We start from the raw sequence: 22,208 nt of genomic DNA, 5'->3' as shown, positions 1-22,208 counted from the left end.
ACTCATCCATATAACCCCATTCTGCGTTGACAATAGTTGTCTATAGTGATACTTTCCGACAGGTTCAACGCCTTATACCCTAAGCCCGGAAAGGTTCATCACGTGCATCTTTATAAGATTTTCCGTGCCTCATTCTTGAAAATCCTGACAGTCTTGCTCCTTGTTGCGCTTCTAGTTCCCGCGCCTGCCTTCTCTCTCGATTCCGAAGATTCGCAGATCTTTATTTCCGGGTTCAATTCCTACCAGAAAAAAGATTATCCTGCCGCGGTTGAGAGCATGTCCACACTTCTCAAAAAGTACCCGGACACTCCTTTGAAAGACATGGCCATTTTCTGGCTGGCGCGGGCCAACTACAAGGTCGGCAACAACCAGGAGGCGGGCAAATACATGGCGCAGTTCCTCCGGGACTACCCGGAGAGCCCGCTCAAGGCGACGGTAGAGGACGAACTCATCCAGCTCGCCGAGCGCTACGAGAAGGGTGAGACCATTCCGGCCGCGCCGAAGACCGCAGCACAGCCCGCTCCAGGCGTGGCCGCCGCTGAAAAGGCAGCCGCAGAGCGCGCAGCCGCCGAAAGGGCCGCCGCAGTCAAGGCTTCCGCCGAAAAGGCCGCAGCTGAGAAAGCTGCCGCTGACAAGGCTGCCCTCGATGCCGCTGCGGAAAGGGCTGTTGCCGCACAGAAAGCCGCTGCGGAGAAGGCCGCTGCCGAGAAGGCCGCTGCACCCCGGGAAGTGAAAGAGAAAAAGGTCAGCGTCGCCAAGCATGTCAAGGAAAAGGGGAAATCCTCCGCGCTGCGTAAAAAGGCGATCGCCGGTTACAAGGACGTGATCGACCGCTACCCCGGCACTCCCGCCGCCGCCAACGCCTCTGCTAAGCTCCTGCAGTTGGGGATCGAATATCCGGTCGTCAAGAAGGGTGGGGCGGCCGCGCCGCAGGGGGAAGTGACCCAGGTCTTCAACATCGAGGTGGCCCAGTACGCCGACCTCGATGTCAGGCTCGGGGCCGCCGGCGAGAACCAGGAAGCAGGGAAACGTTTCGTGATCCCGATGGACATCGTCAACTCCGGCAACGGCAGCGACAGCTTCCTGCTCGAATCGGGCTTCCCGCCTGAGTACGACTTCCATTTCGCCGCGGCCGACACCCCGGACGTCGCCATCAAGAGCACCCCGACCCTCCAGGTTGGGGAGAAATTCAGGGGCTTGGCCGTCGGGACCATTCCGCGCGGCAACATAGACGGTCAAAAGAGCAGCTATCCCGTCAAGGTGGTCTCCGCTTTTGCCAGGGAGGCTTCCCAGACCAAAGAGATCGCACTGCGCACCTCGGCGCCGCTTTTGAGGGCGGTGGTGAAGAGCGACAAGACGAAGCTTCTCCCGGGCGAGAAGGTCTCCTACCGCGTTTCCCTGCTCAACATCGGCAGCGCGTCGGCCCGGGACGTCACCCTCAGGGTCAGCTACCCGCCCCAGTACGAGCCGTCCGGCACGCCTGCCGGCTTCAAGAAGGAGAACGGTGCCCTCGTGCTCGACGGTATGCGGCTTAAGTCCGGCGAGAGCCAGGACCACAACCTCACCTTCCGCCTGAAGGACGAAGCGCTTGCCGACCAGGAGCTCATCGTCAGGGCCGACATCGTCAACGGCGCGCTGGGCAAGAAGGAGTCCTTCGTCTCCGCCACGAGTTTCGTGCAGCGGGTGAGTGGCGTCACGGCGCGCTCCGGCGCGGGGAAACTCGTCGCGATCCCGGGGCAGACCGTTTCCGTGCCGCTCGTCATCACCAACACCGGCAACGTGCGCGAGGTGTTCGCTATCAAGGCCAGCGTCCCGGCCCATGCAACATACACCTTCTACGACGACGTGAACCGTGACGGCAAACGCCAGAACAGCGAGCCGATCATCAACCACGTCGGTCCTCTCTCCCCCAAGGAAGAGGCGTACGTGATCATGGAAATGGAAACGCCCGCCAGCGCCCTCGACGGTGCCGTTGCCGCCGCATCGGTGCGCTTCGAGCCCGAGGCCGCGGACCGCGCCGCCGCAGTCAATCTACAGCTCACCTACTCCCGCCCCATTGTGGAACTCACCCTGGCGGCAAGGGGGGGCAAGCTGAAGCCCGGCGAGGTCTCCTCGCTTGATCTCAACTGCGTGAACCGCGGCTCCAGTCTGGCGAAGCAGGTGATCCTGCAGAGCGCCCTGCCGGCCCAGCTCGAACTGGTAGCGGCGGAACCCGCCTTCAGCAGGTACGATAACGGCGTCTACCTCTGGCGTCTCGACGAACTCGGCGCCGGCGAGAAACGCAGCATCAAGGTAACCTATCGAGTGAAGCCGGGCGTGGCCGTCGGCACCAGCATGCAGATGAAGAACTCGCTCAACTACCAGGATCTCCTCGGCAACAGGTACTGAGATGGCAAAACGGACCCTAGTCACCATCGGCAGTCTCATCCTGCTCGGCGCCGGCATCACCGCAGGCCATGCCGAGGAGATGCTTCTGTACACCCCAAAGCCGGAGACCTCGGGCGTGGCGCCTGCCTCACCAAGAGACGGGGTCCTCGTACGCACCGTCACCGTCAAGCGGGGGGACACGCTCTCCAAACTGTCGAAGAAACACATCGGGGTGGCCGACTACTTCCCGCAGATGCTTGTCTTCAACAGCATAAGAAACCCTGACCTGATCCATCCCGGCGACAAGCTGCTGGTTCCGGTGCGTCCTGGAAAGAGCGTCAAGAGCAGCGCCTCCCGGCGTCCGGCTCCCGCCGCCGCGAAGACGAAGACGTCTGCACCCGCATCCGTGGGACAGGTCAAACCCGGCGAGCGCGAGCTCTTCCAGCGCGCCGAGCGCTCCTATCTGGCGCACGATTACCGCGAGGCGCTGGCCGGATTCACGAAGTTTTTACGCACCTTCCCCCGTTCCTCGTTCGCCGCGGATGCCTCCCTATACCGCGCGGACTGCTACCTGCACCTGTCCGGGGAGTAACCAGCCGCATTTTCCACCCGCCACAGCCGCAATGAGACAGTCGCCGGATCGCACCTGCTACAGGGACGAAGCCTGCCGTCACCGTTGCGGCTTGGACGGATGAGAAGTTTTCAAATGTTAAATAGGGGAAGAGGCACCTGCGGAGCCCGTCCCCTGAGAAGTCTGCTGATGGAGGAGAAAATGGCGTACAAGATGGATATCGCGGTGGCTCAGGTCCTGACCGTCTGTGAGAAAACGGAGTTTGCGTGCGCCGATATCTACCACTACTTTGCGAACCTGTTCAAGGAGGAGCGCGAGATCTTCTACATCTGGCTGAAGAGCGCCCTCGAGCGGGAAAACCGCGCCAGGCTTTTCGCCCTGGTGGGAAAACTAAGGCTGGACGATGTGATCGAGGCGGCGCTCCTCGACTTGGGCCAGGCCGAGGCGATCCTTAAGCAGGTGCGGGAGTTGGAGGCGAAGGTAAAAGAAGAGCCCCCCACGGTGCGGGAGGCTCTCGAATTGGCGATGGAGCTTGAGCGCATGCTCGATGTCATCCTGATGGAGAAGGTGGTCCAGTTCACCGAGTCTTACCAGAAGTGGTTCCTCGCCATCATGAACCGGGACCAGATGGAACTGCTCCAGAACGCCTACCAGCAGCTCGGCAAATAAACCTTTCAAAACGTTCCTGAACGGTTACCGGACCTCTTGCCGGTAGCCGTTCAGCTTCGCCAGTTCCTGCACCAGCGGATCGACCTTGCGATCCGTGATGAAGATCCTTCCCCCACGCGGGTCGTTGATCATGACGCCCGGCATCCTCACCCCGTACCCCTGCTCCCATACCGACCACAGGTCCTGTTCGCCGTAGCGGCCGGAGATGTCAAGCCGGTTCAAAAGCTTGTCGGAGAGGCTTTCCAGATCATCCTGATCCTGCACCTGGATCACCCGGTATCCCTTTGCCTCCAGCAGGTTGGTCAGCGAGTCCCCCAGCGGGTCCCCCTGGAAACGCGCCAGCACGTAACGGTTGCCGTTCATCTCGAAGTAGCGGTACGCCGGGACCTCCAGGCGGACGCCGTTGTTGTCGCCGGCGTATAGGTCGATGTTCTTGTCGGCCTGGTACCTGATGCCGAGGGCGCCAAGAAGCGCATCGGCGATGGTTCTCGGGTCCTTCTCCGGGATCTGGTAGAGCACGTTGCCGTCGGGCCTTCCCGTGATGATCGGGGCGCTGGAGGGGGTCTCCACCAGCTTGAAGCCGTTGGCTGCCAGGAGGCGAACCAGCGCCTGCGGCGTGGCGGGGCGTTTCCCCGGGATCTTCAAAAGGGTGATGTCCTGGTGCAGCAGGCTGTCCTGGCTCTTCTCGATCTTGAAGTCCGCCTGCACCGTCACCTTGCATTCGGCGCCGAAGTCGACCAGGAAGTCCTCTTCGAAGGAGTAGAAGCGCGCCGCCCCCAAAAGGGCACGATAGAAGGCGCGCGGGTTGTCGGCGCGCTCGGAGACGATGGAGAGTTGCGGGTTCTTCTCGTGCAGCAGGTTTTTTACCAGCGGGGGGAGCGTTCCGTCGGCGTCGACGAGGATGGCGCCGCCGTCTTGGGTCGCCAGTATCGGGTACTTCTCCGGATCGAGCGAGAGGGAGAAGGCGCCGGATAGGTAGTCGAGTTGTGCCTTCACCGAAGGTGCATTGGGAATCAACTGCGGCCAGACGTGCGACGCTTGCTGGACCGCCTCGGCGCCCGCCAGCGACGCGCGTGACGGTGCCTGTTGCCCTGCCGGAGCCTGCAGGACCATCATCGTGTTCGCGCCGCCGCGCGACGTTTTGGTCGCCGCCACCTTGGCGGCGCGGCGGGACCTGACCTTCGCCGTGCCTTGGGCTGTGGGGTCAATAGGGATCACGAGGGTAGAGCCTACCTTCAGCCTCTTGATGTCGGAGAGGTGGTTGGCGCTTTTCACCCTGCGCGCGACCGCAACGGCGCGGTCACCGGTGAGCCCGTACTCCCGGGCCAGCACCTTGTAGATGAAGTCGCCGCGCTTGACCTTGTAGGTCTGCGTTCCCGTCGCCTTCTGCGGCGCGGGCTGTTTTGCCTTGGGGGCCGGGGCGGGCATCGGGTATTTCCGGGCAAGGGTGGCAGGTTCCAACTCGAACTTCTTTTCGATGCTGTAAGAGGTCAACGGGAAGGCGGCTAGGAACATAAGGGCTAGGCCCAGGTGCTTCGTTTCGAGTTGAACCGGCATGCAAACTCCCTGAAAATGATTGGCTGCTGCGCTACGCGAAGGCTGACTGCTGTTGCGGGGCGCCACCCCTTGATTGCCGTCTATTTTTGCCGCGGGGCGGCGAGCTGAAGCACCACACCCAGGATGCGGCTTTGCGGGCTGCGGTAGATGGCGACCTCGGCGCCGCCGGGGGCGCGCCTTGTTTCGACCTTGACGCCGTTAGCCTCTTTGACCTTCCCCTTTGCGGGCATCTCGGCACCCACCGCTTCCCGGAACCAGGCCGGCACCTGGCGTTCGCCGATCTCGGCGTAACCCATGGGAAGTGCCTGGATCGCCATGATCCGCCCCCCTTCGCGGAAGACCCGGAACTCAACCTTCTCATTCTCGTAACGCTCCCAACCGGGATGGGCCGCGGCATAGGCCGCGTCGGCGGGTACCCTCTGGATGAACAGCGGCAACGCCTGCTGCTCACCGGGCGCTGCCGGCGTTTGTAGAGGTTGAGCGACAGTCTTGCCGGACGGAGCCGCCGGAACCGCTTCAGGTTTCTGCGTCACCTGCGGCTCCGGCTGGTGTGCAAAAAAGCGCCAGAAGAGCAAGCCTGCGAGGAGCAGGGCTGCGGCGGCGATGGAAAGCGGGCGTGTCAGACGCCTCGGTTCCGGTCCCTCGGACGCCGCCGGTTCGTCCCCTTCCTCCGGCACGCCGCACAGCTCCGGGGGCTTGCGGTAGATCTGGTCCGGGCTTGGGTACAAGGACTTCGGCTGGGTGCCATGTCCCTTTTCCTTGCGCTGGGGCGTGGTTTTCTGCACCGCGGCCTGCAACGCAGGTTCGGCCGGCTCTTCCGTTGGCTCCTGCTGCGGGGGCGGGGCGGCGACGAAAAAGACGATCTCGTCGGAGCCCGCGATCTCCGGTGCTTTTTCTACCGGTGGCTCTTGCAACGCTTCCGCGTCGAAAACCAGCGGTTCGGGAGGTTCGGACGGCCACTGGGGTGCCGGGTGCGGCTCTACGATGCTGTCAAAGCTGGGGATTTCAAAATCCGGGAGATCGTCGAGGATCAATGCGGACGGCGCTGCGGTGGTCTGGGCAATATCTTCGGAAAGGAGCTGCAGCACGTCGGACGTCAATTGCGCAGTAGGTAGGGTGAGGTTGAGTGAAGCGGCGAAGCCTGGCGGCGGGAAGCCGGGGGGCGCGTCGTCATTACCAAGCAGGATGATCTGCAGGGCCGCGTTGTCCACGAGCATCCTGGCCTGTGTGGCTATCTCGTCGCACGGAATACCATCCAGGCTGGACTGGATGAACACGAACCGCGGATTCTCTTTGTGAAGTCTCTTCACTGCGCTAGCCAAGTCAGTCTCGAAAGTAAGACTTTTGGGCGACTGAATGCGCAGGCTCTCCACAAGATCGAGTGCTCGTTCGTCACTGGCTATGAAGAAGATCTCTGCCATCTTACCCGCTTTCGTAAGAATAGTCTCAGGGACTATTGTAAGTAAAAATCCTGAGAAAAAACTATACCTGTTCGCAGAAGTGACCTATGTTTTTAATATAAAATGGAATAAAGTCAAATTATTTTAAAATAATTAACCTTGGTTTCTTGCATTGAGCAAACTCTTTGACTATGCAGCCATTGGACGATAGAAGTTGAGCGCGTTTTGATAGAGAACCTTCTGAGATAACTCGGGGGGGAGTGTGTCTACGACGAGCCGCAGGTCGTCGTCGCGGTAGGGGCGCGGGGCGCGTGTGGAAGGGAGGTCGGTGCCGAACATGAGGGCGTCGGGGTTGGCGCTGCATAAGTCGCGCAGGGCGGCCGGCACGTCGAAATCGACGCGTCCGAAGCCGGTTGCTTTTACCCGTACCCCGCGCTCGGCGAGCGCAAGGAGTGTCGGCAGACCCTCGCGGGAAAGCCCCAGGTGGTCAATGCTGACCGCGGGGAGCCGGAGGAGGGTGCTCTTGAGGGGGCTAAGCTCGCGGGAGTCGACGTAGAGCTCCACGTGCCACCCGGCCAGGCCATGAACCCGGCGGGCCATCGCTTCCAGGTGTTCCACGTTTTCGGAGCCGCCGCGCTTTATGTTGAAGCGTACGGCGCGCACGCCGAGCCGGTCGAGGCGCAAGACCTCCTCGTCGCTGACCGAGGCGGGGAGCTGCGTCACCCCCACGAAGCGCGGCCCCAGGGTGGCGAGTGCATCCTCCAGGTAGGACTGGTCCAGGGCCTGGAACGATCCGGAGACGATGGCGCCACCGGCCAGGTTCATGGCGGCGCACCGCTCGAGGTAATCGCGGCAGGTGAAATCGTCAGGGAGAAAACCCTGGTTTTCAACGAGGGGGAAGCGGCGATCGATGATGTGGAAATGGCTGTCGAAGACGGGGACGAGGGCAAGATCGCGGACATTCATGGCGTGCCTCCTGCGGGCCCCGTTCGGGGCGCCGGATCATTTGACTACCGTGTTCGGGCCGATTTGCAGGCTTTCCTTGGCGATGAAGATCTCGCGCAGGAAGTTGATGAGTCCCGCCACCATGAGCAGCATGGCGACGATGAAGAGCACCGCGACCGGGACCGAGACGTCGTAGCGCAGGTAATCGCCGATGAAGAGGAGCGCGATTACGGTGCAGACCAGAACCGCGGTAGCCGTGCACAGGAAGATGGCGTGACCGATAAGGTCGGCGCGGCGTTTGAGTGTGGCGAGCGCGCCGTGCAGTTTCGGCAGCCCGTCGGGGGAGACGGTCTCGAGCCTCCCCTCGTGGTAGCGGGCGCGGTCGATGATGCGTCCGAGCCGGTTGATCATGACGCTCAGCATGGTTCCGATGGCGGTCAAAAGGAAGACGGGGGCGACCGAGAGCTGTATGACGTGGGCCATGGTGCCTATGGTTTGGGAATCTCGCAGCATGCAGCTTTTCTCCTTGGGTCCTCTTCAGGACTCGAATCTTTCTTCCAGCTCCGTCTTGAACTGTTCCAGGTCGATCCCTTTCAGGCGCACCAGATCCTTCATGACCGAATCGAGCACCGCGTTTGCGGTGTTCAGCGTCGCCCTCTTGGAGCGAACCTCACGCAGTGCCTTCTCGCGCCCCTCGCCGGTCAACAGCAGGTCTGAACGCTCGTTGTAGAAGCGGTGGATCAGGAAGTTCCTCGCCTTAAGTGCCAGGCGCAGCGCGTGCACCGCCTGGTCGTTGAAGCCGACCTTCTCCTTGATCTCCTCCATCAGCCGTCCCATGGTCTGGGAACCGAGGATCTCCATCGACCCGCTGAACTCCTCTTCGGTGAGCGCTCCGTCGGAGAGTTCGATAAGGAGCGTCACGATGAACGAGATGTAAAGCTCGATCCTTTGGCAGTCCTGGACCGCCGCCCCCATTTCCAGATAGATCGGGTTAAGCGGCGTGGTGTCTTTTTTGATACCGGGCATGGCGCACCTTCGGGCGTGGTTTGACGAAATCCAATAGCATACTTCCGGGGCGTCATAAATAGCTAATTTAATGGCAGGGGGCGCCGGGGGCAGGCTTGCATGGGTGCTCCTGGTAAACTGCTGAATTTGCAGCCATATTCATGTGGATCTCATCCTGCCGTCCCTCATGTGGAGCATCCCCGGCGATGCAAGCGCTGCTTTGAAGGCCTTAATGCCGCGTGGTCACTCCGTTTTTTTATAGTGCGTGAGAAAGAAACTCTGCTATAATCACTCGGTTTTCATTAATCTTGTCCGCCCCGAATCTTCATTCGGGGCTGCATATACGAGAAGAAATCGGCCGGTACTACCGGCGAGACAACAAACCTGGGCGCGAGAGGCACCGGCCGGCACTGCCGCCGGGAGCCCGCGGCCCCAAAAGGAAAGGGAACAAGCAATCTATGGCAAAAAAAATGCTGATCAATGCGCTGCACTCGGAAGAGGCGCGCGTGGCAATCGTGGAGGATGGACGTCTGGTGGATCTCGATGTTGAGATCGCCGGCAACGAGCAGACGCGCGGCAACATCTACAAGGGGGTCGTGGTCCGCGTCGAACAGGGGCTGCAGGCCGCCTTTGTCGACATCGGGCTCAAGAAGCTAGGCTTTCTGCAGATGGGTGAGCTGCACCCCGAGAACTGGAAGTGGCGTGACGATATCCCCGAGGACCAGCGCCACCGTCGTCCCCGCATCCAGGAGGTGCTGAGAAGGGGGCAGGAGCTGATCGTCCAGGTGGAGAAGGGGGAGCGCGACAACAAGGGGGCCGCCCTCACCACGTACGTTTCGCTGCCGGGCCGCTACATGGTGGTGATGCCGGGTAGCGATTCCGCCGGGATCTCCCGCAAGGTGGAGAGCGAGGGGGAGCGCAAGAAGCTCAAGGAGATGATCTCCGAGATGACCATCCCCGAGGGGTACGGCTACATCATCCGTACCGAGGCGATGGGGCGCACCCGCGAGGAGCTGCAGAAGGACTTCGACAGTCTGGTGGCGCTGTACCAGGGGATCCGCGAAAAAGGGATGTCCATGAAAGGGGCGGGGATGATCTACCAGGAGTCCGCCCTGATCATTAGGACCATCCGGGATTACTTCTCCGCCGACATAGACGAGGTGCTCGTCGACAGCAAGGACGTCTACCAGGACGTGCGCGAGGCGCTCAAGGAGATCGATCCCGCCTTCGAGAAGCTCGTCAAGATGCACCAGGAGAAGCGTCCCCTCTTCTCGCGCTACCAGCTCGAGGAGCAGATCGACCTTATCTACGAGAAGAAGGTGCCGCTCAAATCGGGTGGCTCCATCTTCATCGAGCCGACCGAGGCGCTCGTCTCCATCGACGTCAACTCCGGCAAGTCCACCGGCGAGAAGGGGGTCGAGGACACCGCGTTCAAGACCAACATGGAGGCTGCCGAAGAGGCGGCGCGCCAGCTGAGGCTGCGCGACCTGGGCGGGCTGATCGTCATCGACTTCATCGACATGCGTGACAGAAAACACAACGCCGAGGTCGAGAAGACCCTGAAAAGCGCACTCAAGGCGGACAAGGCGCGCGTGAACGTCGCCCGCATCTCCGAGTTCGGCCTTTTGGAGATGTCCCGGCAGCGCATCCGCCAGACCCTGAACCAGGCGAGCACCCTCGAGTGTCCTCACTGTGACGGGCGCGGCAAGGTTAAGTCTGTCGAGGCGATGGCGCTCTCCTTCCTGAGGAAGGTGCATGCGGCGGCCGCCAAGGGGACCATCGGCGAGGTGGTGGGAAGCCTGCCCCTCGAGATCGCCTACTACCTTCTGAACCGCAAGCGTCACGAGCTCTCCCGTATCGAGAACGACTACGACATAGAGGTGACCGTAAAGGGGAAACCCTCTTATCTCTTGAACCAGATGGACCTGGAGCTCGTCAAGCGGGAGAAGGTCGAGGAGCTGCCCCAGGAGAAGGTGCAGCCGGCGCGTCCCGTAGCCAAGGAGGAGGCGCCCGCAGAGGCCGCCGCCGATGGGCGCAAGAAGAAGAAAAAAGGGAAGAAGGCCGCCGAGCCCGAGGTGCATGCCGAGGCGGTGCCGATCGCTGTGGTCGAGGAGCCGACTGGTGCGGAGCTCGTGGTGACCGTAGAGGGCGAGCAGGAGGAGCACAAGAAGAAGCGGCGCAGAAAGCGCAAGCGGGGCAAGGGGGGAGGCGCCGATGCGGCCGCCCACCCGGCCGAGGCCGAAGTCGAGTTGCCCGGCGACGCCGGGGAGCTTGCCGCAGGTGGCGCCGTTTCCGAGCCGGCCGAGGAGGCCGGGGCCGAGCAGTCGGCATCGGGCGAGCCTGTTGAAGAGGTCAAGAAGAAACGTCGCCGGAAAAGACGGCGCGGCAAGGGCGGTCACGAGGCCGTCGCAGCAGGTGAAGGGCAGCAGGTAGCCGACGGGGAGTCCGAAACCGCCCTGCCGGTGGCCCTTGCCGCCGAAGCGGCGCCCGTTGTCGAGGCCGCTGCCTCGGGTGAGGCGCCCGCGGAGAAGAAGCCGGCACGCAAGAAGAGAAGCCGCGGCAAGGGCGGAGCAGTCGAGGCCGTCCTTGAGGCCGTGGTAGCCGGTGTGGCTGTCCCCGTGGCCGAGTCCGGTGCACCTGCCCCGGCAGCCGAGCCCGCCGCCGTCCCGGAGAAACCGGCCAAGAAGGCGCGCCCTGCGCGCAAGCCGAAGGCTGCTGCCGTTGCCGTCGAGGCAGCCGCACCTGCAGTACAGAGCCAGGCCTCGGCACCGGCCCCCGCGTCGCAAAGCGGAGCGGCGGAGTCGGCGGCAGCACCCGCTGCCGAAGCCGGCAAGGCCGAGGTTGCCGCAAAGAAAAAGCCGGCCCGCCCCAGGAAGGCAACGGTTGCCGAGCCCGCCGCCGTGGCCCCGGCAGCCACCGCCGTACCTGCTGCGGTCGAGCAAGCAAAACCCGCAAAGCCTGCAAAAGCCGCGAAGGCCAAGAAGGCGGTCGCCCCGTCGGACCAGTCTGAGACGAAGTCCGAAAAGTCCGAGAAGGCTGCAAAGCCCGCCAAGGCAGCCAAGGCCGCCAAGCCTGCGAAGCCTGCCAAGGCCGAGCCTGCCCCCGAAAAGGCGCCCGCCGCAAAGACCAAAGCCCCCACGAAGCGTGGTGGCGCAAAGGACGCGGAGCCCGCTGCAGCGTCCGAGGAGAAACCGAAGAAGCCTCGCGCGCCGCGTAAGAAAAAAGAAGATACGGCCGTCTGACGGCTCGGGGGATGAGATGATGAAATACCTCGCGGTCGCAGCCTTATTACTTGGCTGCGCCGCTCCCTCGGCTGCGGCAGGCCTGGAAGAGCTCACCCCGTACTTCGGCCCTCAGTACTTCACCTGGAAGGAGCGTAATGGTGGCAAGACCCTGCTCAAGGAGCACGGCCCGCTTTTCTGCGCCGGTGTGCGCCTTGGCTCGGTAACTTCCTCCTCGATTGCCGTCCGCGCCAGGGCCGAACTGTTCGGCGGCGAAGTCTCCTACGAGGGGCAAACCCAGGCGCCCGAATCGGTGCCGGTCGACACCCGCGTAAGCTACTTCGGTGGAAAAGGGGAGTTGGACCTGGGCTACCGGCTTGAGACCGGCCCCGCGCGTCTGGAGCCATTTGCCGGCGTCGGGTATCAGGGATGGTTCCGGGACCTGCAGGACTCGACCGCTTCCGACGGGACCAGCGTCTCCGGCTACACCGAGGGATGGCAGGTCGGTTACGCGCGGCTCGGTGCACGCGCTGACGCTCCGCTGGGGCGCGTGAGGGTCTCAGCCGAGGCGGGTGCCAAGTACCCCTTCTACGTGGGGAACACCATCGACTTCAGCGGCAGCGGCAAGACCACCTTCCACCCCAAGGGACGGATGAGCGGCTTCGCCGAACTGGGCGCCGGATACGGCAACTTCCGGGCGTCGCTCGTCTTCGATGCCCTGCGTTTCGCCCGGTCCGACCTCAAGTCGGTCCAGGGAACCTACTACTTCCAGCCCGACTCCTCTTCCGACAGCTTCGGCCTGAGGCTCGGCTGGAACTTCTAAAACGGCTGGTTTTTACATGGAGCAGATTTTTCTCATAGCCCTTCTCGGGGCGGCCGGTTGTCTGACCCGGTATTTCCTTTCCGGCTTCGTGTACCGGATCTGCGGTACCGGCTTTCCCTACGGCACGCTTGCGGTCAACATCATCGGGGCGTTTCTCATCGGCCTCGTCATGGAGTTCTCCATCAGGAGCGCGCTCATCCCGCCTACCCTGCGCTTTGCCATCACCATCGGCTTTCTGGGGGGACTCACCACCTTTTCCACCTTCAGCCTGGAAACTTTCCGCCTCATCGAGGAGGGAGCGCTGCTCCTTGCCTTTACCAATATCTTGATCAGCGTAATCGCCTGCCTTGCCTGCACCTGGCTCGGGATACAGACGGCCCGCTGGATGTAGCCCCGCGCCTGCCGTCATCGGCGGCCTGCGCCTTTGCATATATTTAAATACACATGGAGGGAAGCGTGCCTATGAAGGTGAGGGACATGAGCCTGGAAACTGACAGGCAGGGGATGCTCGGCGAGCAGGTTCTCCTGAGGATCTACATCGGGGAGCGCGACAAGTACAAGCACATCCCGCTCTACGAGGCGCTCGTCGAACTGTTCCGCAAGGATGGATTCGCCGGTGCCACGGTGCTGCGCGGGGTGGCCGGCTTCGGCGCGCACAGCATGTACCACACCGACAGGCTGCTGCGTCTGTCCACCGACCTCCCCATGGTGATCGAGGTGGTCGACGAGCGGGTACGCGTCGAGGCGATTCTTCCCGCCGTGGAAGAGATGATGGACGGCGGCATGATCACCCTTGAAAAAGTTCAGGTTTGGCGGTACGCGAAGAAACGCTCCGCTTGAAACGAGACCCTCATCTGCTACACTCTCCGTGTTCATGAAAAGGAGCAGATCGATGGGTATATTAGACAACCTGACCCCCCAGTGGATTGAGAACCAGTACGAACTTTGGAAACGTGAGCCCGAGCAGCTTTCCGAGGAATGGCGGGCATTCTTCACCGGATTTGACCTGGGGGCTGCCGCTCCGGCGCCGGGCACCCCCCCGGCGCCGGGATCCGAGGAGGCTCTGAAACAGTCCTCGGTACAGTCCCTCATCTACCGCTACCGCGACATAGGTCACCTGCTGGCATGCACCGACCCCCTTTCACCATGTAAGATAGAGCATCCCCTCCTCTCGCTTTCGACCTTCGGTTTGGACCCGTCCGACCTTAACAAGACCTTCCACACCAGGCGCTTCATGAAAAAGAGCGCCACCCTGAAGGATATCCTGCAGGTGCTGCGCAGCACCTACTGCGGGTCGGTCGGCGTCGAGTTCATGCACCTTCAGGACCCGGACGAGCGGCAGTGGCTCATCGACCGGATGGAACCGGTGGGTAACCGCGGCGAGTTCACCAGGGAGAAACGGCTCCTTTTGCTGAAAAAGCTCAAGGAGGCCGCCCTCTTCGAGCGCGAGCTGCACAAGAGGTTCCCCGGCCAGACACGCTTCTCCCTCGAAGGGGGAGACGTCCTCATCCCTATGCTGGATGCCGCCGTCGCCAAGGCGGCCTCCACGGGCGTAACCGACGTCGTCTTCGGCATGCCGCACCGCGGCCGCTTGAACGTGCTGTGCAACATCTTCGGCATGCCCTACGAGAACATGTTCGCCGAGTTCTCCGACAACTCCGAGTACGGCGTGGTCGGTGAGGGGGACGTGAAATACCACAAAGGGTTCTCGGTGGACGTCCCGGGTGCCGACGGCGGTACCGTCCACCTGACCCTTACCTCCAACCCGAGCCACCTCGAGGCGATCGACCCGGTGGTGCAGGGGAAATGCCGCGCGCGTCAGGATCGCATCGGCAGCGACGGGGAAACCCGCGTGCTCCCGCTTCTGATCCACGGCGACGCCGCCTTCTCCGGCCAGGGGGTGGTGGCCGAGACCCTGAACCTCTCCCAGCTTGCCGGCTACCGGACCGGCGGCACTCTCCACATCGTCCTCAACAACCAGATCGGCTTCACGACGAGCGCCGTAGATGCACGCTCCAGCCATTACGCGACCGACGTCGCGAAGATGGTGCAGGCCCCGGTGTTCCACGTCTACGGCGACGACGCCGAGGCCGTGGTGCACGTGACCGAGCTCGCCGTAGCCTATCGCGACCGCTACCGCAAGGACGTGGTGGTGGAGGTGATCTGCTACAGAAGGCATGGCCACAACGAGGGTGACGAGCCCTACTTCACCCAGCCGCTCATGTACCAGCAGATCAAGCTCCGCCCTCAGTTGCACTCGCTTTACGAGATGGAGCTTTTGGCCGAGGGGTTCGAGGAGGATGTGCTTAAAGAGATCGAGAACGAGGTGGTGCAGCGGCTGGCCCAGGCCGGCGAGCGCCAGGCGGCCTCGGTGGAATCCGCCTTCCTCGCCCACTGGAGCGGGATGAAGCCGGGCGTTGCCAAGGTAGCCGTGCCGACCTCGGTTCCCTCCGCCACGCTCCTCGAGCTTTCCGAGCGGCTCGCGCGCATCCCCGACGGCTTCACCCCCCATCCCAAGGTAGCCGCGGTGCTGCAAAAGCGCAGGGATGCCGTGGTGAAGGGGGGACCGCTCGACTGGGGCAATGTCGAGACCCTCGCCTATGCCTCGCTCCTCTCCTCGGGTGTCTCCGTGCGCCTCTCGGGGCAGGACGTGCGGCGCGGCACCTTCAGCCACCGCCACAGCACCCTCTTCGATCAGGAAAGCGGCGCCACCTACATGCCGCTCTGCGCGGTGGTACCGGAGAGGACCCACTTCTGCGCCTTTGACAGCATGCTGGCCGAATTCTCGGTACTTGGCTTCGAGTACGGTTATTCCCTCGAGGCTCCCGAGGCCCTAACCATCTGGGAGGCCCAGTACGGCGACTTCTCCAACGGCGCCCAGGTGATCATCGACCAGTTCCTGGTGAGCGGTGAGGCAAAATGGGAGCGCTCCAGCGGTCTCGTCCTCATGCTGCCGCACGGTTATGAGGGGCAGGGGGCGGAGCATTCCAGCGCCCGCATCGAGCGCTTCCTGGAGCTTGCCGCCGCCGGCAACATCCAGGCGGTCTATCCCACCACACCGGCCCAGCTTTTCCACGTCCTGCGCCGGCAGATGCTGCAGCCCTTCAGAAAGCCGCTCATCCTCTTCACCCCGAAGAGTCTTCTGCGCCACCCGGACTGCGTTTCGAGGCTCGAGGAGTTGAGCTCCGGCGGTTTCCGCGAGGTGATTGCCGAGCCCGCGGCCGGCGCATCGGTCTGCCAGGTGATCATCTGCAGCGGCAAGATCTACTACGATCTTTTGGGACGCATCAGGAAAGAGCAGTTGCAGGGAAGCGCCCTTCTGCGCATCGAGCAGCTCTATCCGCTCCCCATAGAGCAGTTGCGCGACGAGCTGCAGCGTTTCCCCGCCGGCGTACGTTATACCTGGGTTCAGGAAGAGCCGCGTAACATGGGAGCCTGGCGCTTCATCCACGAGCCGCTGAGCGAGCTTTTGGGAAGCGTTCCCAGGTACGTAGGGCGCCCCGACGCGGCCGCCCCCGCCTCCGGCTCGCACCGGCTGGACCGTGTCGAGCAGGAGCGCATCGTTGACGAAGCTTTAAAAATCTAAAGAACGTTCAAGGTTCAACGTTCAACGTTCGCGCGGCATGGCGGCTCCGACCGGGTTCACCGGTACGGCGACCTATTTGTCGTAACAAGTCAGGAGCACGCTGAGCCGTGAGAAAATGTCATCGAACGTTGAACGCTGAACGCTGAACGTGTTTTAGAAATTGGGTTAAGGAGATGCACATGGATATCAAGGTTCCGGCAGTCGGCGAGTCGGTTTATGAGGCGGTCATCGCCAGGTGGCTCAAGAAGACGGGCGACGTGGTGGCCAAGGACGAGCCGCTGTGCGAGATCGAGACTGACAAGGTGACCCTGGAGGTGACCAGCGAAGCTGACGGCGTACTGACCGTGCTCTCCGGAGAAGGGGAGACGGTGAAAATCGGCGCGGTGATCGCGACGATCGACGCACGCGGCGCGGAGGCTAAGGAGGCTCCTAAACCCGCAGCCCCGCAGGCGCCGAAAAAACCTGCAGCACAAGGCGCCGCCCCCCCGATGTCCCCCTCGGGCCGCAAGCTCGCCCGTGAGCTCGGCGTAGAGCCGGGCGAGGTCCAGGGAAGCGGCCGGGGCGGCCGGGTCACCAACGACGACCTGATGAAGGCACAGGCGGCCAAGGGCGAGGCGGCTCAGCCGGCCGCGGTTAAGCCTGCGCCGGTCGAGCCGGAACCGGCTACCACCAGTCAGCCCGTTACGCCCCCCCCCGCGGCACCCGCACCCCCGCAGCCGAAAACCGCCCCCAAGGAGGCGGCCGAAGAGGGGCGCATCGTGCGCAAGCCGATGACCCAGATCAGGAAGCGCATCGCCGAACGCCTGGTCTCCGTGCGCCAGAACACCGCCATGCTCACCACCTTCAACGAGGCGGACATGACCGAAGTGATCAGGCTGCGCAAGAAACACGGTGAGCACTTCCAGAAGCGCCACGGTGTGAAGCTCGGTTTCATGTCGCTCTTCGTGCGTGCCTGCTGCGCCGCGCTTGCAGAGTTCCCGGACGTGAACGCGAACATCGAGGGTGACGACATCATCTACCATAACTTCTGCGACATCGGCGTCGCGGTCGGTGGCGAACGTGGCCTGGTGGTGCCGGTCTTGAGGGACGCGGAGAAGATGGGACTCGCCGAGATCGAGCTCGCCATCGCCGAGTTCGCCGAAAAGGTGCGCACCAACCGCATCGCCCTTTCCGACCTCGAGGGTGGGACCTTCACCATCTCCAACGGCGGCATCTACGGCTCCATGCTCTCCACGCCGATCCTGAACCCGCCCCAGTCCGGTGTTCTCGGGATGCACAACATCCAGGAGCGCGCCGTGGTGGTGGACGGGCAGATCGTCGTGCGTCCCATGATGTACCTGGCACTCTCCTACGACCACAGGATCGTGGACGGCAAGGGGGCGGTCGGCTTCCTGAAGCTGGTCAAGGAGTACATCGAGGACCCGGAGGAGATGCTGCTCGAGTGCTAGGAGAAAGCGAGTCAACCTGGAACTGAAATCGATGCAAGCAGGAGGGAAACCATGTCCGAAGAAACCTTCGATCTCATAGTAATCGGCGCCGGCCCTGGCGGGTACGTCGCCGCCATCAGGGGCGCCCAGCTCGGCATGAAGGTCGCCGTCGTAGAAAAGCGCGGCTCCCTGGGGGGCGTCTGCCTGAACGAGGGGTGCATCCCGAGCAAGGCGCTCCTCGACTCGAGCGAACTCTACCATCTGGCGCTGCACCGCTTCGCCGGCCACGGCATCGAGGTGCAGCCTCCCACCCTCAACCTTTCCCGCATGATGGCGCGCAAGGAAGATGTCGTGAAGAAACTCACCGACGGCATCGCCTATCTCTTCAAGAAAAACGGCATCACGAGCTTTCTCGGCACGGCGACCATGCTCGCGCCGGAAAACGGCACGCACCGGGTCGAGGTTAAGGGGGAGCAGAACACCATCATCTCCGGCAAGAAGGTGATCATCGCCACAGGCAGCGACGCGGTGCAACTCCCGTCGCTCCCCTTTGACGGCGAAGGTGTCGTCTCCGCCCGGGAGGCGCTCAGCTTCACCTCGGTCCCCGAGCACCTGCTCGTCGTGGGCGGTGGGTACATCGGCCTCGAGCTCGGCTCGGTGTGGCTTAGGCTCGGTGCCAAGGTAACCGTCGTTGAGCTGTTGCCGCGCCTCGTCGCGGGGAGCGACGGCCAGGTGGCCGAGGCGCTCCTGCGCTCGCTCAAGAAGCAGGGGATGCAGTTCATGCTGGGGGCCAAGGTGGCCGGCGTCGAGAAGAAGGACGGACGCCTCGCCGCGCGCATAGAGGGGGAGGGAGAGGCGCAGGAGATCCTTTGCGACAAGGTCCTCGTAGCGGTCGGGCGCAGGCCGCTTACCGGCGGGCTGAACCTGGAAGGGCTCGGCGTCGCCATGGACGGCAGCCGTATCAAGGTCGACGCCGACTACGCGACGAACGTCGCCGGGATCTACGCCATCGGCGACCTGATCGCCGGTCCCATGCTCGCCCACAAGGCGATGGAGGAAGGTGCGGTCTGCGTCGAGCGGATGCAAGGCGAGCCGAGCCAAGTCGATTACGGCTGCATCCCCGGTGTCTGCTACACCTGGCCCGAGGCGGCCTCGGTCGGCAAGACCGAGGAGGCCCTCAAGGAAGAGGGAATCGCCTACAAGGTGGGCAAATTCAACTTCATGGCCAACGGCCGCGCCAAGTGCATGGACGAGACCGAAGGGTTCGTGAAGCTCCTCACCGAGGAGAAGGGGGGGAGGCTTCTAGGCGTGCACATCCTGGGTCCCCGCGCCTCGGACATGATCGCAGAGGCGGTCACCGTGATGAGTTTCGGCGGCAGCGGCGAGGACATCGCCCTCACCGTGCACGGCCATCCCACCCTCTCCGAGGCGATGAAGGAGGCGGCGCTCGACCTCGACAAGCGCGCCATCCACGGCTGATGGTCATTCACGACGCGGCGGTGATCGGTTACCCGGAGGCGCTCGCCTTGCAGGAGCGCCTGGTAGGCGAGGTGCAGCAGGGGGGGGAGGAGGCGCTCATCCTTCTCGAACACACCCCCGTCTATACCATCGGTGCAGGAGGCGACAGCGGAAACCTGCTCGATCCCGCGATAACGGCGCACCGGGTCAACCGGGGAGGAGACGTCACCTACCACGGCCCCGGCCAACTGGTAGGTTACCCCATCCTGGATCTCGGGCGACGCGGGCGCGACCTGCACCGCTACCTCCGCTTCCTGGAGCTCTTTCTCATCGAGATGTGCGGCAGCATGGGCGTCGCCGGGTTCACCGTCCCGGGGAAGACCGGGGTCTGGACCCCGGGGGGGAAAATCGCCGCCATCGGCGTCGGCGTACGGCGCTGGGTTTCCATGCACGGCTTCTGCCTGAACGTCGCCCCCGACATCTCGCCCTTTCAAAGCATCAACCCCTGCGGCATGCGCGACTGCCGCATCACCTCCATATCCCTCGAACGCGGGGAAACTGTGGCGGTAGGGGAGCTTAAGAAACTCGCGGCCGCCCGTTTCGAGACGCTTTTGAACACGCACCTGCCGTCCCGGTAAACCTTCACGACCGCTTGCAAGGAGGCTCAAATGTCCGAAACCGCTAACAGAGTCCCCGTTGAGAAGCTGCGGTGGGTATGCGACCCCGCCCTTTTCAATTTCAAGACCACCGAAGAAATCGCGAACATCGAACGCAACATCAGCCAGGACCGCGCCATTGCCGCCATCGAGTTCGGCCTGGGCATGCCCAGCAACGGCTTCAACATCTTCTTAGCCGGCGAGCCCGGCACGGGACGGACCTCCACCATCCGGCAGATGCTGAAGAAGTTCGTCAAGGACACCTGCCCCCCGAGCGACTGGTGCTACGTTAACAACTTCCACACCCCTGACGCGCCCATAGCCATCGCCCTTCCGGCGGGCATGGGACGTGGCTTTGCCGCCGATATGCGCGAACTCCTCGACTACATGCGCGCAAACGTCCCGACCGCGCTCGAGAGCAAGGAGTACGAGACCAACCGGGTCGGTATCATCGAGCAGTTCCAGGAGCGAAACGGCGAGATCTTCTCGGAGCTCGAGGCGGAGGCGGGCGAGCGCGGCTTCGCCCTGCAGCGCACCGTGTCCGGGCTCGTCATCGTGCCGCAAAAAGAGGGGCGCAACTTCACCCAGGAGGAGTACGAGGCGCTCGAGAAGGACGAGCGGGAGAAGCTCGACACGGTGGGGCGCGAGCTGACCGAGAAGCTGAACGACGCCCTGCGCCAGGTGCGCGAGAACGAGAAGGCGCTGCGCGACGCGCTGGCGCTTTTGGACCGCGAGCTCGGGTTAGCCGCGGTCGGGCACCACCTGAACCCGCTCAAGGAGAAATACCAGGGGTTCGCCAAGGTTCAGGAGTACCTGGAGAGCGTGCAGGAGGACCTCCTTTTGAACCTGGAGGATTTCAAGCCCCAGGCGGCGCCGCCGCAGATACCGGGCCTTAAGCTCCCCAAACAGGAGCCGACCTTCGAGCGCTACGAGGTGAACGTCCTCGTCGAGAACAACCCGGACATCGGCGCCCCCGTGGTCTTCGAGTCGAACCCGACCTACAACAACCTCTTCGGGCGCATCGAGAACGTCATGCAGATGGGGGGGGTGGCGACCACCAACTTCACCCTCATAAAGCCGGGCGCCCTGCACTGCGCCAACGGCGGCTACCTCGTCCTCGACGCACGTGAAGTGCTCATCAACCCCTTCGCCTGGGAGTCGCTCAAGCGATGCATCAGGAACATGGAGATAAAGATCGAGGACGTCCTCGAGCAGTACCGCTTCATGACCGTGGTGTCCCTGAAACCCGAGCCGATCCCGTTGGACGCGAAGATCATCATGATCGGGTCGCTCTGGATCTACTACCTCCTCTTCTACCTCGAGCCGGACTACCGGAAGTTCTTCAAGGTGAAGGCCGATTTCGACAGCCGCATCAGCCGCACCCCGGACGTCATGCAGGACTACGCCCTCTTCGTCGCGGCTCACTGCTGCAATGAGGGGCTCCTTCCCTTCGACCCGACCGGCGTCGCCGCCCTCCTGGAGCACGCCTCGCGCATGGTCGAGGACCAGACGCGCCTTTCCTCCCACTTCATGGAGCTCTCCGACCTGATCCGGGAGTCGAGCTACTGGGCCAAGCGCGACGGCGCGCAGGTGGTGGACCGCAGTTGGGTGAAGCGGGCGATCCAGGAGAGCACCTACCGCTCGAACCGTATCGAGGAGCGCATCCAGGAGCTCCTAGCCCAAGGGGTGATCCTGTGCGACACGAAGGGTAGCGTGGTCGGGCAGGTGAACGGCCTCTCCGTGATCACCATGGGGGACTACACCTTCGGGCGTCCCTCGCGCCTCACCATACGCGTCTCCCAGGGGCGTGCCGGGATGGTGAACATCGAGCGCGAGGTGAAACTTTCCGGCCCGATCCACGACAAGGGGGTGCTGATCCTCACCGGCTACCTGGCCGGGAAGTTCGGGCAGGAACAGCCGCTCTCCTTCTCGGCGCACATCTGCTTCGAGCAGTCCTACGAGGGGATCGAGGGGGACAGTGCCTCCTCGGCCGAGCTCTACGGCCTTCTTTCCGCCTTCTCGGGGCTGCCGGTCAAGCAGGGGATCGCGGTGACCGGGAGCGTCAACCAGCACGGGCAGATCCAGCCCATCGGCGGGGTGAACTACAAGATCGAGGGGTTCTTCAACGTCTGCAAGGCGAAGGGGCTGACCGGCGAGCAGGGGGTCGTCATACCGAAGATCAACGAGCAGAACCTGATGCTGAGCGACGAGGTGGTGCAGGCGGTGGCCGACGGCATGTTCCACGTCTGGAGCGTCTCCGAGGTGGAGGAGGGGATCGAGATCCTCACCGGCGTTCCGGCCGGGAAACCCGCCGAGGACGGCAGCTACCCCGAGGGGAGCGTCAACTTCCTGGTCCAGAAGAGGCTTAAGATCATGCTCGAGAACATGCGCAAGTTCCAGCAGCCCGAAAGGGAGAAGGACGAGCCGGCGCGACTTCCCGAACAGGTGAAAGAGCCGGAGCATTCCTGATGGGATGCACCTGCAAACCCCTTGTAATCAGACACTGTTTTTGCTACCTTCCGG

17 protein-coding genes are annotated in these 22,208 nt (G+C 63.1%); 12 read left to right on the top strand and 5 right to left on the bottom strand.

All coding sequences use genetic code 11. The features are described 5' to 3' along the window. The first annotated feature begins 45 nt into the window (after window positions 1-45). The 3 genes from bamD (at window position 46) to E8L22_RS01570 (ending at window position 3,607) form a co-directional block, all read left to right on the top strand. Window positions 46-2,388 carry an outer membrane protein assembly factor BamD gene (gene bamD / locus E8L22_RS01580; protein ID WP_407925347.1) on the top strand — a complete coding sequence of 781 codons (2,343 nt, stop codon included), beginning with the start codon at window positions 46-48 and terminating at the stop codon, window positions 2,386-2,388. 1 nt (window position 2,389) lies between these two features. Next, entirely contained in the window at window positions 2,390-2,959 is a 570-nt protein-coding gene (locus E8L22_RS01575; RefSeq protein WP_136523537.1) for a LysM peptidoglycan-binding domain-containing protein, read from the top strand. 180 nt (window positions 2,960-3,139) lie between these two features. Continuing rightward, window positions 3,140-3,607: a rubrerythrin gene (locus E8L22_RS01570; protein ID WP_136523536.1), complete on the top strand. Its 468-nt coding sequence runs from the start codon at window positions 3,140-3,142 to the stop codon at window positions 3,605-3,607. Window positions 3,608-3,631: 24 nt separating this feature from the next. On the opposite strand, the gene E8L22_RS01565 is transcribed toward E8L22_RS01570, so the two are convergent. The 5 genes from E8L22_RS01565 to E8L22_RS01545 all read right to left on the bottom strand — a co-directional run bounded on the left by E8L22_RS01565 (window position 3,632) and on the right by E8L22_RS01545 (window position 8,535). Further along, entirely contained in the window at window positions 3,632-5,164 is a 1,533-nt protein-coding gene (locus E8L22_RS01565) for a LysM peptidoglycan-binding domain-containing protein (protein ID WP_136523535.1), read from the bottom strand. 80 nt (window positions 5,165-5,244) lie between these two features. After that, the gene (locus E8L22_RS01560; RefSeq protein WP_136523534.1) at window positions 5,245-6,441 is read right to left on the bottom strand and encodes a chromosomal replication initiator protein DnaA; all 1,197 of its coding nucleotides are present in this window, start codon (window positions 6,439-6,441) and stop codon (window positions 5,245-5,247) included. A 312-nt stretch (window positions 6,442-6,753) separates the two neighbouring features. Continuing rightward, window positions 6,754-7,530 (bottom strand): amidohydrolase family protein, encoded by a 777-nt coding sequence (locus E8L22_RS01555; RefSeq protein WP_136523533.1) that lies wholly within the window; start codon window positions 7,528-7,530, stop codon window positions 6,754-6,756. Between the two features lie 36 nt (window positions 7,531-7,566). Continuing rightward, window positions 7,567-8,022: a DUF2721 domain-containing protein gene (locus E8L22_RS01550; RefSeq protein ID WP_136523532.1), complete on the bottom strand. Its 456-nt coding sequence runs from the start codon at window positions 8,020-8,022 to the stop codon at window positions 7,567-7,569. A gap of 24 nt (window positions 8,023-8,046) precedes the next feature. Continuing rightward, window positions 8,047-8,535, bottom strand: a complete 489-nt coding sequence (locus E8L22_RS01545) for a hypothetical protein (RefSeq protein ID WP_136523531.1) — start codon at window positions 8,533-8,535, stop codon at window positions 8,047-8,049. 437 nt (window positions 8,536-8,972) lie between these two features. Here E8L22_RS01545 and E8L22_RS01540 point away from each other — a divergent pair, with 437 nt between their 5' ends. The 9 genes from E8L22_RS01540 to E8L22_RS01500 all read left to right on the top strand — a co-directional run bounded on the left by E8L22_RS01540 (window position 8,973) and on the right by E8L22_RS01500 (window position 22,154). Next, a complete protein-coding gene (locus E8L22_RS01540) occupies window positions 8,973-11,756 on the top strand; it encodes an Rne/Rng family ribonuclease (RefSeq protein WP_136523530.1) in 2,784 nt (927 codons plus the stop codon). 16 nt (window positions 11,757-11,772) lie between these two features. Beyond that, a complete protein-coding gene (locus E8L22_RS01535; protein WP_246044507.1) occupies window positions 11,773-12,558 on the top strand; it encodes a hypothetical protein in 786 nt (261 codons plus the stop codon). Window positions 12,559-12,574: 16 nt separating this feature from the next. Next, entirely contained in the window at window positions 12,575-12,949 is a 375-nt protein-coding gene (gene crcB / locus E8L22_RS01530) for a fluoride efflux transporter CrcB (RefSeq protein WP_136523529.1), read from the top strand. Between the two features lie 71 nt (window positions 12,950-13,020). Next, window positions 13,021-13,398: a DUF190 domain-containing protein gene (locus tag E8L22_RS01525; protein WP_136524793.1), complete on the top strand. Its 378-nt coding sequence runs from the start codon at window positions 13,021-13,023 to the stop codon at window positions 13,396-13,398. A 52-nt stretch (window positions 13,399-13,450) separates the two neighbouring features. Beyond that, window positions 13,451-16,144: a 2-oxoglutarate dehydrogenase E1 component gene (locus E8L22_RS01520; RefSeq protein ID WP_136523528.1), complete on the top strand. Its 2,694-nt coding sequence runs from the start codon at window positions 13,451-13,453 to the stop codon at window positions 16,142-16,144. Between the two features lie 179 nt (window positions 16,145-16,323). After that, a complete protein-coding gene (odhB, locus tag E8L22_RS01515) occupies window positions 16,324-17,592 on the top strand; it encodes a 2-oxoglutarate dehydrogenase complex dihydrolipoyllysine-residue succinyltransferase (RefSeq protein WP_136523527.1) in 1,269 nt (422 codons plus the stop codon). Window positions 17,593-17,643: 51 nt separating this feature from the next. Then, window positions 17,644-19,050 (top strand): dihydrolipoyl dehydrogenase, encoded by a 1,407-nt coding sequence (gene lpdA, locus E8L22_RS01510; RefSeq protein ID WP_136523526.1) that lies wholly within the window; start codon window positions 17,644-17,646, stop codon window positions 19,048-19,050. Beyond that, window positions 19,050-19,667 (top strand): lipoyl(octanoyl) transferase LipB, encoded by a 618-nt coding sequence (gene lipB, locus E8L22_RS01505; RefSeq protein ID WP_136523525.1) that lies wholly within the window; start codon window positions 19,050-19,052, stop codon window positions 19,665-19,667. Before lpdA ends, lipB begins: the two co-directional genes overlap by 1 nt. 30 nt (window positions 19,668-19,697) lie before the next feature. Beyond that, complete coding sequence (locus tag E8L22_RS01500) at window positions 19,698-22,154, top strand: Lon protease family protein (RefSeq protein WP_136523524.1); 2,457 nt, start codon at window positions 19,698-19,700, stop codon at window positions 22,152-22,154. Window positions 22,155-22,208: the final 54 nt, after the last annotated feature.

The sequence above is a fragment of the Geomonas ferrireducens genome, assembly GCF_004917065.1.
Lineage (GTDB): Bacteria > Desulfobacterota > Desulfuromonadia > Geobacterales > Geobacteraceae > Geomonas > Geomonas ferrireducens.
This window is presented reverse-complemented; position numbering and strand designations above follow the sequence as displayed.